Raw genomic sequence first — 15,957 nt, 5'->3', positions numbered from 1 at the left:
AGACACTTTTAAGAAAGTTTCTCAATATGTTTAGAAAACAAAATAAGGGCTTCCACATTTGCGGAAGCCCCCGAAACATCATTTATTCATTTGTCTGAATGCTGGCCTTGGAGCCCAGGGTAACCGTTACGGTACGCTCCACATAGGTTCCGTTCTCCAGGGATTTGACGGTCAAATCTACGGTCTCACCCTCCTCATAGTACTTCAGCATATCCTGAAGGTTCGCCATGGTCTTCACGGTCTGGTCATCGAATTTCACAATGATGTCCTTCTCACGCAAATCTGTCTTGGAAGCCGCGCCGCCCTCGATTATCTTATATACAAAGATACCGGTTGGCATATCAAACATTTTCGCCATCTCTTCATCAATGTTCTGACCCTGAATTCCCAGGTAGCCGGCCTTCTCGGAAGCCACTTCATTTCTGGTCTTCTTTGTCATCAGGTTATTGATGATATCCTGCGCTTTGGAAATCGGGATCGCGTAGCCCATGCCTTCCACCTCGGTGGATGAATACTTGGCTGCGTTGATGCCGATGACCTCGCCTTTCATGTTCAGCAGAGCGCCGCCGCTGTTGCCAGGGTTGATTGCCGCATCTGTCTGAAGCAGGTTTCTTGTCACATCATTTTCCGTCCTCACCTCACGATTGAGAGCGCTGACATAACCTACGGTTACCGACTGTCCGTAACCCAAGGCATTGCCGATGGCGATAACGCCCTGGCCCACCTTCAAATCATCGGAGTCGCCCAGCGTCGCGATGGTGATCTGGCTCAAAGTGCCCTCCGGAATATCCTTAAGCGGCACTGCAATCACCGCCAAATCGGACTCGGCATCCGTTCCCTTGATCGCCGCGTTCACAGCCGTGTCATCGATAAAAGTCACTGACAGCGTGCTGGAATCGGCCACCACATGGTTGTTGGTCACGATGAGAAGCTCCTCATCGTTCTGTCCCACGATAATGCCTGAACCGCTGCTCGGCACCTCATAGGTCTGTGTCTGTCCAAACCAGGTGCTTCCCTGGTATAACATGGTATTGTTGATGGCTACCACCGACGGCATGGCCTTCTCCACGATACTGGAGACATCGGTTGCCAGCGCCACGCTTGCCTGGGCATTTCCGGACGCTTCCGTGGAATCCTCCGCCTGGTTTACCCCACCGTTATCTGCCAGCGTCTCAGACTGGCTGACCTGCGGGTACTCCGCCTTCCGGAAGGAATCGGATATCATGTTGATACCCACCATGGTTCCGCCTGACACGGTGCCAAACAGCAGGGCCGCCGCCGTGATTCCGGCAATCTTGCTGGCCATGCCATGTTTCTTCTTCTCCTTCTTTGCAGGCTCCGGTGGAATGTAGGAATTCTGATAGCTGCCGGAAGTCCGGTTCTCACCGTACTGGCTCTGGCTGTACCGGTTCTGGCCGTACTGGCTGTATCCCTGCTGTCCCGGATGGTACTGGTTCAGGCCCTGGCCCTGCGCATTCTGGTTCTGCTGGCCGTTCTGGCTGTTCTGCCCATACATGCTCTGGCTGCTCTGTGTCTGACCGCCCAGTGTCTGACCGCTCTGACTCTGGCTCTGTCCATAACCGCTCTGCCCATAGGATGCCGTCTGACTCACCTCACCGGTAACCGTCTGGCTCTGTCCGGCATGGCTCTCGCCTCCCGTCATCTGCTGTCCCTGGTTCTCCTGAGTGCTGCTCTCCTCCTGTGCGGAATCCTTCATCACAAAGTTGGTGGTTATCTCTTCTGCTTTATGTTCATCCGGATTCCCGTTGCTACTGAATTCCTGATTGTTATTTTTTTCATCGTACATAATCATAATCCCCTTTCTCATACTTTCTTGCTTCTTTTATCTTTATGCCCATACTATATCAAGGGTTTGTGTCCAAATTGTGACGGAAGTATAATGATTTTGTGAAATGGAATTTTATGTCGATTGAATGATGTTGAAAGAGGGATGCGCCCTGCATCCCTCTCTATTTCCGTCTCTTCCGGTCACTGATCAGCCCGGTCCGTCGTTGCCAATCACCTCTCCCGGTGTACCTCCCGGCGATACCGGTGATGTTGTTCCCGGTGTTCCACCTGGACTGCCTCCCGTGTTCCCACCTGAGCTGCCTCCCGGACTTCCACCCGGACTTGCGGATGTCGTAGTCTCCGGCTCCGTCGCTACCGGCCCAAACGATGTACTTGGCACTGGTGCCGTCGGTTCGTTATTATGTCCCGGACCTCCGGAGGTTGTCTCCGGCGTCGTGGTCTCTTTTGGTTTCGTAGCGCTGGTCGGACTGGTAGGCAGATCGGCCGGTCCTGTCGGCCTGGTCTGTCCCGGCATGGTGGAGCCAGTTGGCCGGTTGGCATCCGCCGAACTGCTCTCATTATCTCCGGACTCCGATTCCGATTCACCGGAGGAACTCTCTCCGTTTCCTGTTGTAAAATTCGGAATTACATTGCCATCCTCATCGGTCTCGAACGGTCCTGAGATAACCGGATTGCCATACTCATCCGTCTCCACCTCCCAGGAAGTCTCCTCCTCCGTGGTAGTTTCTCTCGTCGCGGAAGTCTCCGGCTCATCCTTATCCTTCGGAATCTGGCTTCCTGTCTGGGATTTGCCCTGGGAATACATGCCCGTATCCGAAGATATCTTCGCGCTGATCTTCTTCACCGTATCGGTCGTAGTATATGCCTCGTCGCCAAACAAAAACTTGTGCAGTTCCACCACATTGCTTTCCAGTGTCTGCGGAATAACGCAGAGACCCTTCTTACCCATATTGGCATCGCCCTTGGCAGTTGGGAAACCTCCGGTCTCGCCAAGCTTATACTTGGTGATATTCAAAGCCACATTGGTTAAATCGCTGAAGCTCAAGCTGGTTGCCACCTGGGGCAGCACCACCACCAGGATATTATTAAGCACCGAATAATCCGCCACCTTGGCCTTCTCAAACGCCAGCTGGATAATCTTTCTCTGGCGCTCCGTCCGGGCAAAGTCCGTGTCCATCAGACGCAGACGCCCGTAAGCCACCGCCTGGACGCCATCCAAATGGTTCATCCCGGAGCTTTTCAGCTGGTGGGAGCCAATCCCGGTTGTCTTCACCGTCTCCGTGATAAAGGAGTTAATATATTTAAACTCCGACTTGGTTATCTCCACGTCCACGCCGCCCAGGATGTTGATGGCATCCGCCACCCCCTTCCAGTTAAACGTGATATAATCCGTGATATTCAAATCCAGGTTCTTGTTTAATGCCTTAACCGCCTGCTCCGGTCCTCCTATCGCATAAGCCTGGTTTATCTTATTGTAAGACCCCTTGTCATCAATGTTTAAATAAGAGTCACGGTACACACTCACCAGCTTGATATCCCCCGTATCCTGATTGATACAGGCAATCATATTCACGTCGGCATTGGTTCCCTTGCCCACGTTGGTGCCGCGGCTGTCCACGCCGAAGATGGCTATCATCCAGTAGCCCTTCATCTTCTTGATGTCATCCACGCTCAGTTCCGTATTCTTAATATTGTCTTCCTTGAATTCCAGCCGCTGCGGTCTGGAATAAATCTTGTACACATAGGCATATCCAAAGATAAACACAAGGGTCAGAACCTCCGCCACGATAGCGGTGATAATCCGTCTCCTGCGCTTATTCCTGGCAATCTTCTGCTGTCTTGCCATGCTTCTGGCATTGGCCCGGGCTTTCCGTTCCGCATCCTCGTCAACCATCCGCTTACTGGCTCTGGTCCCCGATTTCTCTTCCTCAAACGCCTTCTCCCAGGCCCCCTCGTCGACTTCAATATGCTCTAACTCGTCATCGTAATCAAAACTCATCCGTCTAACCTCATTCTAGTACGCGTTTTTATTAATGAATCCCTTAAATACCGTCAAAAACAGTATCTTAAAATCGAATCCAAGCGTCCAGTTCTCTATATAATATAAATCGTGTTCTATCCGCTTGGTGATAGAGGTATCCCCGCGCAGTCCGTTCACCTGTGCCCAGCCCGTCATACCCGGGCGGACCTGGTGCTTAATCATGTATCTCGGAATCTCCTCCTTGAAACGCTCCACAAAAAACGGGCGTTCCGGCCGTGGTCCTACCAAACTCATATTCCCAAACAGCACATTAAAAAACTGAGGTGTCTCGTCAATGCTGGTCTTTCTGATAAACTTGCCAATGGGGGTCACCCTCGGGTCATGAGGCTTCGTCCATTCACTCTTCTCCGCCGCCGGGTGCTGTACCTCCATGGAGCGGAATTTGTACATCTTAAACGCCCGGTTATGAAGTCCCACCCGCTCCTGCTTATAGATAATCGGACCGGGAGACGTGCATTTAATGATAACCGCCGTCAACAGCATCACCGGTGAGAACACGATAATTCCAACCAGAGAGCCAAAGATATCCACCAGCCTCTTGATTGTGGCATTCAGCACATCATTGAGCGGAACATGGCGGATGTTAATCACCGGAAGTCCCTGCAAATCCTCAATATAGGGCCTTGTGGGAATGATATTGTTGTAATCCGGTATAAACTTGGTGTGAACCCCCGACTTCTCACAGGAGGAAACAATCCCTTCCAGCTTCATATACTCGTCGATGCTCAGCGTGATGGCAATCTCATCCAGGGTATTCTGCTCCAGAATCATATCCAGATTGGGAATCGTCCCGATTACCCGGACTCCCTTGTACTCACTGCCCCGCTCCCTGTTATCATCTAAAATACCCCGAACCTGGTATCCCCATTCAGAATTCTGCTGCACCCGGTCAATAAATCCTTCCGCCGCCCGGCTGTAACCAACCAGCAGAATGTGCTTCTGGTTATATCCCTTGGAACGGATCGAGTGAAGCGTGGTCCGTATAAAATTCCTCTCAACCGTCTCCAGGATAATGTTAATCAGTGCAAATAACAGCACCATCTTTCTGGAGAAGTTGTAGATATAGGGATTCTTACTGCCAAGAAACAGCAGTGTCATGAATACCAGCGTTCCCAGAATATTAGCCTTGCATATATTGGCAAATTCCACCCGGCGCCCTTGTACACGCTTCGGTGTAAAAAGTCGGAAGATGGAATACAACATCAGGTAGATCGGCACAATCAGGAGCAGCGCCGCCATATATATCCCCGGTGGCAGCACTTCGGATTTCGATGCAAACCAGCCGCTGCCTATCATAATAAACCAGGCCAGCACATAAGATACCACAATGACAAGACCGTCCAGCACTACATGAAACTGGTTTATACTTTTCTGATTATCTTTAATCATAATCTTTCACCTTAGTTCTCCATCCGTGTATCTCAACACACGAGACCCGCATCATATCTCACTTATTATACATGAATTTCGAAAGTATGACATTAAAAAAATCTTAATTTATTGTGATTTTTCTGAACTGCCGTCTCAAAAATTCATAAACATACACCGCGGTCCCGCTTGAAAGCTCCCACTGGATAGACAGATAATTCCGGAAATGCTCCGGCCTGTACGGCACCTTCTTACAGGTTTTATACGTTCTCAAACCTTCCAGAATCCCTGCCACATAGTCCTTCTCAAATCCCAGTTTTTTAAAAAACAGATACTTGACGCCGATGCCGGCCGCGATGGGAAGTCCGTTTAGCAGCAACTGGGGCGCCGGCATATTTTTATAATTCAGATAAATATTGTTTCTGGCCGCCAGCTTCACCTTGAACGGATTGTACTTGGAACCGCTGGTTCCGCTGCCCACGTGATACACCACGGCTGTCGGGCAGTACCGCACGTGATAGCCGTGAATCTTCGCCCGGTAAGACACATCGATATCCTCCAGATAAGCAAAATGCATCTCATCAAAATATCCAATCTCCTCAAACACGGCCCTGCGGTAGATGGACGCCCCCGCGCAGGCCGAGAACACTTCCCTCTCCCTCAAGTACCGGCTGGCGCTCTGTCCCACGCCCCGCTGGTAGGCCCAGCCAAGGATTGTATACATATCCCCGGCGTCATCTAAGAGCTCCCGGTGATACATCTGTATCATCCTGCTGCTGACGGCAAAAATCTTTTGCGAGCGGCTGATGGCCTTCACCATCTCCCCGACAAACTCCGGCTCCACCTCGGTGTCATTGTTGAGCAGCAGCACATAGGGCGTGTCCGCCGCCCGGATGCCCACATTGACCGCCCCGGAAAATCCCGTGTTCGTCTCCAGATAGATGGTAGGTATCTCATGCTCCTTCAGCCATTCCACACTGCCATCCTCCGAGCCATTGTCCACCACCAGTATCCGAAACTCGTCACAGGTCTGCCGCTCCAGCGCCGCAAAACACGGCTCCATGAACTTAAGCCCATTGTAATTGGGGATAATCACTGTTACCTTCTTATCTCTCATCTGAATCCTGCCTTTACTTTTGCTGCCCGTTGTCCCCATCCTCCATCAGCGCCAGGATGGCGTCGTCCAGCCGGTACGGCTCGCCAATCCCTTCTTTCTTCAAATCCCTCAGCGCAAAATTCGACTTGCGGAGAGTCAGATTCGGGTTATAATACGGGTCACCGTCTCTCAAAATTTCCGGCCACTTTTTCGCAAACACAGCCACTTCCCGGTTAAACCTGGCCACCTTCTCCGGCGTGTCCTCCAGCCCTCTGGATTTGGACTCATAGTGATGCAGCACCGCGTAAGGTGCGTATACTACTAATTTACCTAATGCACGGATTTTCATACAATAATCGATATCATTAAACGCCACGGCCAGTTCTTCCGTAAAACCGCCCACCTGATCAAACAGAGATTTCTTCGTCATCATGCAGGCCGCTGTCACCGCGCTGTAATCCTGGGCGCACATGGCCCGGTGGAAATAGCTGTTCTCCGCCTTGTGGAGGCCGATAAACGTGTGGCCGGCGATACCGCCAAAGCCTACCACCACGCCCGCGTGCTGAATCGTGTCATCCTGATACAGCAGTCTGGCGCCTGCGATTCCCACGTCGTCCCGCTGCACAAAGCCAAGCATTTCCTCGATAAAATCAGTGGCAATCAACTCCACATCATTATTTAAAAACAACAGATACTCCCCGTTGGCGTAGGTCTCGCCAAAATTGTTGATGGCCGAGTAGTTAAACTCCCGCTCCCACGTCACCACCTGTACTTGGGGAAATTCCTTCTGAATCTTCTCATAATAGGAAAATGTCTCCGGCTGGCTGCTGTTATTTTCAACCACCACAAACTCCACATGAGAATAGGTGCCTTTCTCGATGATGGAGCGGATACACAAATCCAGGTCCTGGTGGTGGTCCTTGTTGGGGATAATCACCGATACCAGCGGCTCTCCCTGAATCTTGAAGGTGGTGTGATAAATTCCATAGTCCACACCCTTCTCCACCTTCTCCGCCTGAATCCCCATTCTCTCATAGTGAGCCATTATCGCCCGGGAACCGGCCTCAAAGGCATAGAGCTTGCTCTCCGGATTGCTGGCTGTGGACTCCTGATGGCATCTCCAGTGATACAGCACCTTGGGGATATGGTGAATCTTTCTGGCCCCCTCCGTGCAACGGAAGATGAAATCATAATCCTGGGCCCCGTCAAACTCCTCCCGGAATCCGCCCACCTGCTCCACCAGGCTTCGTTTCACCACAAACAGATGACAGATGTAATTGACGCTTGTCAGCAGATCCGGGTTGAAGTCCGGCTTGAAATGCGGGTCAAACAGCGCCCCGCCGTCCATATCCAGCTTGTCCTCGTCTGAATAAAGGACATCCACACAGTCGTCCTCATTCAGCGCCTTCACACACTCATATAATGCGTTCGGCGTCACCACATCGTCGTGGTCCGCCAGCACGATGTAATCGCCGGTCACCATCTCCATAGCGGCGTTGGTGTTTCCCGCAATCTTCCGATTCTCTCCCAGGACCTGATACCGGATTCTGTCATCCTTCTGCGCGTACCGCTTCAAAATCCGGGACACATCCTCCCCGGCCGGGCTGCCGTCCGCGATGCACAGTTCCCAGTTGTCATAGGTCTGTGCCAGAATGGAATCCAGCAGCTCCTTTAAATATTTCTCCGGCGTCTTAAAGACGGGCACCACAATAGAGAACTTTGGCCGGTACGAAAACTCCTGTTTCCGCTGGGCCGCCAGTTCTTCCTCCGTCGGTTCCGTCAATTTATACCACTCCGCGTAATCGTAATCATTATCCAGACCCTGTAATTTATGTTTTGATTTGAGAACCAGCGCCTTGAGCCCGTGCTTTTTCCCAAATTCCATGGCCACATGCACGGTCTCCATGTTCATCAAATCCTTTATCTTCTGAAGGCGTTTGTGGGCCACGCTGGAGCGTTTGGCAATCAGCTCCTCGTTATACTTCACCGAAACTTTTCTGCCGTCACAGCGGATAACCAGATAGTAATCCTTCCCTCTCTCATAGGGAAACTGGATATCGAATCCGAAGTCCCTGTCATAGATTTGATTGTAGTAAATCTGGCTCACGTCGTCCCGTCTGGTGGACACATACTTGTGCTCCAGCGGCCGGTGCGCCTCATCCTCAACCGAAAATTCCGGTTTGGAATCCGGCGTCTTTCCCACAACCCAGCCGTTTAACTGGATGGAATTCTCCCGGATTCTGACCACATCCACATTATATTTCATCTTCTTTATCCTCATTGTCAAAGTTAATCCGCTCTTCCTCCACCACAAGCGGCCGCTTCATCACCCTGGAGTTGATGGAGAGAATATACTCTCCCACCAGACCGATAAAGAATATCTGAATCGAGCCCAGAAAGCACATGCCGATAAGCAGAGGAGCCATACCTGCAAGGAAACGGTCCCAGTACATCAGCTTCATCACCAGATACACGATGGCCACCACCATGCTGACCGCCGAGCAGAAGCTTCCAAAGATAGTCGCCATGCGCAGTCCCACCTTTGTATAGGAAGTGATGCTTAACATAGCCGCGTCGTAAAGGCGGTAGAAGTTGTTGCTGGTCTTTCCCGCTCTCCGCTTTGGCTGCTCATAATTAATCTCTTTTCTCCGAAATCCCAGCTCCGCCACGATTCCGCGAAGAAACGGCGTCGGGTCGTCTAACTGGCGAAGCACGTCCACGAACCGGACGTCATATAGACCGAAGCCTGTAAACTGCTCTATCTGTTCCACATCCGACAGCTTCTTAATCATCTTGTAGTAACACCCGCGGAGCCAGTACATAATCCTGTTTTCCTGGCTGGAGTTCTTGATTCCGATGACAATCTTATAGCCGTTCTCCCACTCCTTCACAAACTGGGGAATCATCTCCACCGGGTCCTGGAAATCACAGGCCACCAGCACCGTACAGTCCCCCGTACTCTGGAGCATGCCGTAGTAAGGGGAATTGAACTGTCCAAAATTCTTCGCGTTGAATATCCCCTTCACCCGTCTGTCTTCCCCGCACAGACGCCGGATAATCTCCCTGGTGCTGTCCTTGGAATCATTGTCGATAAAAATCAGCTCATAATCATAGTCCGGCAAATCCCGGACAAATATCTCCTTCACAGCCAGCGCCATGGCTTCTACATTTTCTTCCTCATTATAACAGGGTACTACCACACTGATTGTCTTCATGTGTATCTCTCTCCCAACCACTTTCGGTTCTCTTATCACTTACAGGTTCTTCTGCTTCTCTGCAATCATACGCCGGATTCCCTCCTCAAAGGAAACCTTCGGCCGCCATCCCGTCACTTCTTTCAGCTTGCGGACATCCGGGATCAGATTCGCCGGCCCCTCCGCGTTGACAGGAAGCACTCCGTAGGTGAAATCCCCGCGTCTCCCGCACAGTTCATACATGGTCTCCACATAATTCCGAAGAGGCATGGTCGCTTCCACGTCCCCCGCAATATTGTAAATCCCACGTCCCGCATCCTCTGTCTCTTTTAGATGCTCACAGAATACTAATGATAACACTCCATCCACCAGGTCGTCAATATATAAGAAATTCCACTGCTGGGTACACGCCCCCAGTTCCATATGTCCGCCCCGCAGAAACGTATCCAGACAGGTGTTCACCAGCGACCAGGGATGGTCCCCCGTTCCGTAAATGCTGAAGATTCTCACATGGATAAACTCCATGTCCCATATCCCCCCGGCCCGCCACCGCTCACAAAGCTTGGCCGCGCGAACGCCCGCTTCCACCTTGGCTTTTCCGTACTCGGAAACCGGATGGCAGACGATGTCCTCAGACATCAGGCTCTGGCACACGCCGTACTCCGCCTGGGAGCCGCTGTATAAAAACCGCTTGCAGCCAAGCTGTCTGGCCCCCTCAAGCGCCTTCAACGTGTCGGGAATGTTTTTCCTCTGAAGCTCCGGCTTCGTCCGGTTCTCACTGCCGGCCCCGTCCCAGCCCAGGTGAATCCATATCTCACAGGGTACCTTGACCTGCTGATGTATCCTGTCCAGCTGGCTTAATTCCTCCTCTATCACATGGAGGGACGCTTTTTCGCCTTCCGGCCCGGCATCCGCCGCTTTCCCTTCGTCCGCAGCTTCTGCTCTGGCCCCATATTCCTCTTCCACTTCCCGCAGCGCCCCCCGGTTCTTCGAACCCGGGCGCACCACGGCAAATACCTGATGATTCCCGGAAAGCAGTTTTCTCACAATCGACGTTCCCAGAAAACTGGTTGCGCCTGTTACAACAATCTTTGACATTTATTTAATCCTCGGAATAATCATATTCATGTCCATCTCTTCCTCCGGAAGGAATGGCGATAAGTCTTCCAGCGGCGGTGACACCATGGTTCCGTCAGGCAGACGTTTCGCCGCGGACTTCGGCTCAAAATTCTGTTCCATGGACACCAGCACCTCGCAGATAACCGGTCCATCCATGGCAAGGGTCATCTCCACCGCCTCCGCCAGCTCACTGTTATGGCAGGCCCTCACATAGGGGTAGCCGTAAGCCCCCGCCAGCTTCTCCATATCCGGGAAGCTCAAATCGTGGCTGTCCACGCCAATGCCCACCAGGGGCTCCCCAAAATAGTTCTTCTGGGTCTGGCGGATGGAATGATAGCCGCCATTATTAATCAGGAAAATCTTGATTGGCATCCGGTGATGAATGATGGTCTGCAATTCCTGAATATTCATCTGAATGCTTCCGTCCCCGGTCAACAGCACGATATCCTGGCTGCTGTCCGCCATGCAGGCCCCGATGGCCGCCGGCAGATCGTAGCCCATGGAGGCAATGGCCGAGTTGGAGATAAACCGCTGTCCCGGTTTGATGATCCAGCCGTGGCCGCCCGCCACACAGGCGGAGCCGTTGCCAACCACCGTTATCTGGCCTTCCTCCAGCCGGGAACTCAATTCCTGCACCAGCGCGTACACGTTGGCCGGTTTGTCGTCCCCCACTTCCATATGTCTGGGAAGCACCACCGGATATTTCTTCTTCCACATCTGGCAGGTCTCCAGCCAGCTCATCCCCGGCAGGCCCTCGCCGCCTTTAAATGCCGGCAGAGCGTCTCCATCCGCCTTCTGCTCCTGCAAAAGCACCCGCTCCAGCGCCTCCAGCAAATCCCTGGCGTCGGCATGGACCATCATGTCCACATGGACACTTGGCTTTTTCAATTCTTCTATATCTATGTCATTGACAATGGTGTAAGCCGCTCTCGCCCATGTCTTATAATTATACCCCACCTGGCGGATACTCAATCGGCTTCCCACGGAGAATACCAAATCGCTGTTTTGAATGGCGAAGTTTCCCGGCCTGTCGCCCATGTTGCCGGCTCGTCCTACATACAGCTCATCCTCGCTGCACATGCAGTCCTGGCTGTTCCACCCTGTGGCCACCGGAACGCCAAGCATCTTCACCACTCTTGCAAACACCGGGTAAGCTCCGGCAATGCGGATACCGTTTCCAGCGTTGATAACCGGGCGCTTCGCGCCCCGAATCTTCTCAATAATGGCTCTCGCCGTCTCCTCGGTCACCGGTGCGGGAAGCCCCTGGCTCTCCTCCCCCGCCTCAAAAGCCGCGCTGTCGAACCCTTCCAGCTCCTCCATCTCGATAAAGGCGCCCTGCACATCCAACGGAATATCCAGCCACGCGGGACCGGGACGGCCGGAGGTGGCAAGATAGATGGCCTTCTCCAGACAGTACCGGATTCTCATAGGGTCTGTCACCATCTCGCTGTACTTCGTCATGCAGCCGATGGCTTTCACGATATCGAATTCCTGGTCGCCCATAGCCCGGATACCAACACCGGACCACCTGGCGGTGGTGTCATAGCGCACCTGGCCGGACAACACCAGCATGGGGATGGAATCCAGCCATCCGCCCACGACGCCGGTAATCGCGTTGGTCCCGCCGGGACCGGTTGTGACACAGAGCACCGCCGGCTGATTGTGAATTCTCGCGTAGCTCTCGGCCGCCATGGCACAGGCCTGCTCATGGTGCTGATAGAGACAGTGAAGCCCCTCTTCATGTCCCAGTGCATCATTCAAATGCATGGCGCCGCCGCCGGTCACGGTAAACACCTGGGATAACCCGTGAGCCACCAGCTGCTCTGCTATATAATTGGAAACTTTCATTTTCATATGGCCAGACTCCTTCTCCTGTAATTTTTATTTAATAGTATATCATATCTATATTAAAATTCCTACCAAATTTACCAGCAACCTACACTTTCGCACCCCTCCCGGATAGGATATAATCGTGGAGTAATGCAACAACGGATTTTCGGCCAACACATCTACGGGACATATTCCCGACATATGAAGGAGAGACTTTTATTATGAAAAAACAGACGAAATGGATGGCTGTATTATCCACCGCGGTTATGATGGCAGCGGTAACCCCTGCATTCACTGCGCCGGTTATGGCACAGACAGCAGGATGGACAGAAGAAGACGGAACATGGAAATACTACGACGCTGACGGTTACTACTTAACCGATACCTGGAAGAAGCAGGGAGGCGAATGGTTCTACTTAGATGAAGAAGGCTATCTGGCCTTTGATTCACAGATTGACGAATACTACGTTGGTTCCGACGGAAAACGTGTGACAAACCAGTGGGTAAGCGTTGCCAACGAGTCAGACTGGGATACCCCGGATGCACCGGAGAATTACTGGTTCTACTACGGAAAAGACGGCAAGGCAGTTACTTCCAGATGGCAGGTGATCGAGGATAAGTGGTACTACTTCGACAGCGACAGCCACATGGCTACCGGTAAAGTGGAAATCGACGGTTCTACTTACTACCTTGGTGATTCCACCGACGGCGTGATGAAGACCGGCTGGGTACAGTTAGAGGACAACACCGATGACCCGGACGAGAGCATTGCCTGGTACTACTTTGACCGCAACGGCAAGATGGTAGAGAACCAGGTGGACAAGAAGATTGACGGCAGCTACTATACCTTTGTGGACGGCAAAATGCAGACCGGTTGGTACAAACTTCCCGATGCGGAGCCGGCAACAGCTACCGCTTCCGACGCTGAGAGCACACAGACCGCTTCCGTAAAAGGCTTCCAGTTCTACGACAAGGAAACCGGAAGACGCGCGGACGGCTGGATGACCATTGAGGGAGCCCCTGGCATCAGCACTCCGGATGAGACCTACAACTTCTACTTTAAGAATGGCAAGCCATTCCACGCAGAGACAGGAATCCAGGTATTTACCATTTCCTCTAACAAATACGGTTTCAATACAAAAGGTGAAATGCAGACCGGCTTAAAGGTTGTGACTCTGGAAAACGGCGAGACCGCCCACTTCCTGTTCCACACCGACGGCGTGATGAAAACCGGCAAGCAGACGGTATACAACGAGGACTTAGACCAGAACCAGACATGGTTCTTCTACACGGACGGCAGCAGAAAAGGCCAGGGATTCCACGGCTTCCGCGACAACGCCATCTATGAGTACGGTCTGAGAAAGGACGCGGACGCAGACGTTCGTTTTGCACCAGTAAGCTTCCAGGACAACCAGTACCTGGTGAATACCTCCGGCATCATCCAGAAAGCCACTTCCTCCGCGAAGTCTTCCGAGAAACCGGAACTGGGTGCAGGACATAAAGATGTAAAAGATGCTAATGGAAAAGTATGGGTCGTTGATGTCAACGGCATCATAAAATAACTGAAATTATAAATAAAATCCGTTCAAAAAAGCTGTCAAAAGTAACATTTTGGCAGCTTTTTCTATTTTGTGGTTACAAATTACCACTATTGGCGTTATAATATTTGTAAAATGTAACTTTTTATACCATACATCAGGAGGCTTTTGCCATGAGAGAACTATCTGTTTATTTTTGCCGCAAATGCGGACGCTACGCGTACTACCAGCTTCCGAAAAACGCGGTATGTCCGGCCTGTAACATTTCCATGACACAGCTGCATATTTCCTACCACGATTTTATGGATTTGGGTCATGAGGAACGCGACCGCCTGATTTCCAGGGAAATCATCAAAAACAGTCCCACCTTTATCAAGAGAATCACCAGTCCCGACAAGCTGTACAATCAAAAAGAACTGGTCGGACTGCTGACCAGCAAAGTCGAGGAACTGGAGGCTGACAACCAGAAGCTGAATGAGACGGTGGAGTGGATGCACGCCACAATCTGGGAGCAGTTAAACAAAATCAAGGAATTAGAGCGAGAAGTACAGGATTTGAAATCCGTTAAGGACTAAAAGGAGTGAAAACACTCCCCGTCTCTTAACCCATGTTCGTTCTTATTTGTCTCTTCCAAACATCCCTTTCGTTTCTCATGCACTTTTCGGATTATCATCCGTCATATAGCGGTCAATCAGACGGTTCAATGTGATTTTCATCTGTGCGATGACATCCAGAAGCATCTCATTGTCCGCTTTCAGCCTGGCATTTTCACGTTCGGCATCAGCTAGTCTCTGTTCTAATTCCATGTCGGGAGAACCTCCTTCTTTTTTGAACTTCCATCAATATAACCTCTTTTCTATCTTTTGTGAAGGACTATTTATCGCAAAATTCGACAATTTTGTCGAAAACCTTGAATCTGTTTTTCATGATAATTTTTTTCACCTGTAATGGGCCACAAGATGTGTGTTTTGGCCGATTTCCAGGTACTATTTGTGGAATTGGTGGAAGATTTATGAAAAAACCATTTGTCGAAAAAATATCAAAAAAAATCTGCTTCCAAAACGACTAATTTGGTAAGAATCTTGTTCTAAAATCGTAAGATTTGAAACATGTTTGTAACTGGAAAACGCTGGTTCCCTATGCTATAATTAACACGTAAAAAACAATAAGGAGGCCCGATGTATGAGAAAACATATAGCAACATTAGCCCTTTCCTTTACATTAATGCTTTTATCCGCAGTACCGGCGTTCGCCGGCACCTGGGTTGCAGGGGATGACAGTACCTGGACTTATCTTGACGAGAACGGGGAGAGCATCACCGGATGGATAGATGACGACGGAGACAGATATTACCTCAACGAGGACGGCACCAGAAAGACCGGATGGTACAAGACCAAGGGCAGCTGGTACTACTTCGAGGAGGACGGCGTCCTGGCAATGGATAAGTGGGTCGATAATTACTATGTCGATTCCGAGGGTAAATGGATCAAGACCAGATAACAGTGACAATGAAAAGCAAAAAAGAGAGATTCCGGTATGGCGTAACCGCACGCGCCTTCGGAATCTCTCTTTTTGATTACTGTTTCATTGCTGCATTACCGCATTTTGCAGGTCAGCGGGTCTTCACCCATTTCCCGGTAGAATTTACGTAATAATTGTCAATCCAGGTATCATGTGCCATCGCACCATTGTCATAGAGAAAATACCAGCTGCCTTCATCCTTAATCCAGCCGGTTGCCATATTACCTGATGCCTGAAGGAAATACCATTCCCCGTTGTCCTCGAGCCAGCCGGTCACCATATTCCCATTATCAGAATAATACTTCCAGTTAGACCCCTCAGCCGCCCACTCTCCTCCAAGCACAGGAGTTACTGACATGATTGACAGAAGCACACTTATGCCCGCCGCCAGAATCCGTTTCTTTTTCATGCGTTCCCCTCCTTTGCATCCATATTATTCCA

At 51.1% G+C, this 15,957-nt stretch carries 13 protein-coding genes; 3 read left to right on the top strand and 10 right to left on the bottom strand.

What is annotated here, in order from left to right; genetic code table 11:
• Window positions 1–82: 82 nt before the first annotated feature.
• The 8 genes from HMPREF9473_RS04130 to HMPREF9473_RS04095 form a co-directional block, all read right to left on the bottom strand.
• On the bottom strand, window positions 83–1,516 hold the full coding sequence (locus tag HMPREF9473_RS04130) for a S1C family serine protease (protein WP_434059288.1): 1,434 nt from the start codon (window positions 1,514–1,516) through the stop codon (window positions 83–85).
• Window positions 1,517–1,996: 480 nt separating this feature from the next.
• Entirely contained in the window at window positions 1,997–3,808 is a 1,812-nt protein-coding gene (locus tag HMPREF9473_RS04125; protein WP_006778808.1) for an LCP family protein, read from the bottom strand.
• Window positions 3,809–3,823: 15 nt separating this feature from the next.
• Window positions 3,824–5,239: an undecaprenyl-phosphate glucose phosphotransferase gene (locus HMPREF9473_RS04120; protein WP_006778807.1), complete on the bottom strand. Its 1,416-nt coding sequence runs from the start codon at window positions 5,237–5,239 to the stop codon at window positions 3,824–3,826.
• Window positions 5,240–5,342: 103 nt separating this feature from the next.
• Window positions 5,343–6,374 carry a glycosyltransferase family 2 protein gene (locus HMPREF9473_RS04115; RefSeq protein ID WP_138669880.1) on the bottom strand — a complete coding sequence of 344 codons (1,032 nt, stop codon included), beginning with the start codon at window positions 6,372–6,374 and terminating at the stop codon, window positions 5,343–5,345.
• Window positions 6,349–8,580, bottom strand: coding sequence for a glycosyltransferase family 2 protein (locus HMPREF9473_RS04110; protein WP_006778805.1), 2,232 nt, complete (start codon window positions 8,578–8,580; stop codon window positions 6,349–6,351). Before HMPREF9473_RS04110 ends, HMPREF9473_RS04115 begins: the two co-directional genes overlap by 26 nt.
• Window positions 8,570–9,529 carry a glycosyltransferase family 2 protein gene (locus tag HMPREF9473_RS04105; RefSeq protein ID WP_006778804.1) on the bottom strand — a complete coding sequence of 320 codons (960 nt, stop codon included), beginning with the start codon at window positions 9,527–9,529 and terminating at the stop codon, window positions 8,570–8,572. Before HMPREF9473_RS04105 ends, HMPREF9473_RS04110 begins: the two co-directional genes overlap by 11 nt.
• 39 nt (window positions 9,530–9,568) lie before the next feature.
• On the bottom strand, window positions 9,569–10,606 hold the full coding sequence (locus HMPREF9473_RS04100; protein ID WP_006778803.1) for an NAD-dependent epimerase/dehydratase family protein: 1,038 nt from the start codon (window positions 10,604–10,606) through the stop codon (window positions 9,569–9,571).
• Entirely contained in the window at window positions 10,607–12,481 is a 1,875-nt protein-coding gene (locus HMPREF9473_RS04095) for a thiamine pyrophosphate-binding protein (RefSeq protein WP_006778802.1), read from the bottom strand.
• Window positions 12,482–12,678: 197 nt separating this feature from the next.
• Here HMPREF9473_RS04095 and HMPREF9473_RS04090 point away from each other — a divergent pair, with 197 nt between their 5' ends.
• Together HMPREF9473_RS04090 and HMPREF9473_RS04085 are read left to right on the top strand one after the other, a co-directional pair.
• Complete coding sequence (locus HMPREF9473_RS04090) at window positions 12,679–14,019, top strand: hypothetical protein (RefSeq protein ID WP_006778801.1); 1,341 nt, start codon at window positions 12,679–12,681, stop codon at window positions 14,017–14,019.
• A 149-nt stretch (window positions 14,020–14,168) separates the two neighbouring features.
• Complete coding sequence (locus HMPREF9473_RS04085; RefSeq protein WP_006778800.1) at window positions 14,169–14,570, top strand: hypothetical protein; 402 nt, start codon at window positions 14,169–14,171, stop codon at window positions 14,568–14,570.
• A 75-nt stretch (window positions 14,571–14,645) separates the two neighbouring features.
• Here HMPREF9473_RS04085 and HMPREF9473_RS27215 read toward each other — a convergent pair whose 3' ends face one another.
• Complete coding sequence (locus tag HMPREF9473_RS27215) at window positions 14,646–14,801, bottom strand: hypothetical protein (RefSeq protein ID WP_006778799.1); 156 nt, start codon at window positions 14,799–14,801, stop codon at window positions 14,646–14,648.
• Window positions 14,802–15,177: 376 nt separating this feature from the next.
• Here HMPREF9473_RS27215 and HMPREF9473_RS04080 point away from each other — a divergent pair, with 376 nt between their 5' ends.
• Window positions 15,178–15,495, top strand: a complete 318-nt coding sequence (locus HMPREF9473_RS04080) for a hypothetical protein (RefSeq protein WP_006778798.1) — start codon at window positions 15,178–15,180, stop codon at window positions 15,493–15,495.
• 112 nt (window positions 15,496–15,607) lie between these two features.
• Here the strand turns inward: HMPREF9473_RS04080 and HMPREF9473_RS04075 are convergent, their stop codons facing one another.
• Entirely contained in the window at window positions 15,608–15,925 is a 318-nt protein-coding gene (locus HMPREF9473_RS04075) for a hypothetical protein (RefSeq protein ID WP_006778797.1), read from the bottom strand.
• Between the last annotated feature and the right edge of the window lie 32 nt (window positions 15,926–15,957).

The organism is Hungatella hathewayi WAL-18680 (genome assembly GCF_000235505.1).
Lineage (GTDB): Bacteria > Bacillota > Clostridia > Lachnospirales > Lachnospiraceae > Hungatella_A > Hungatella_A hathewayi_A.
The sequence above is the reverse complement of the archived record's forward strand: the minus strand, read 5'-3'. Positions and strand labels throughout refer to the sequence as shown.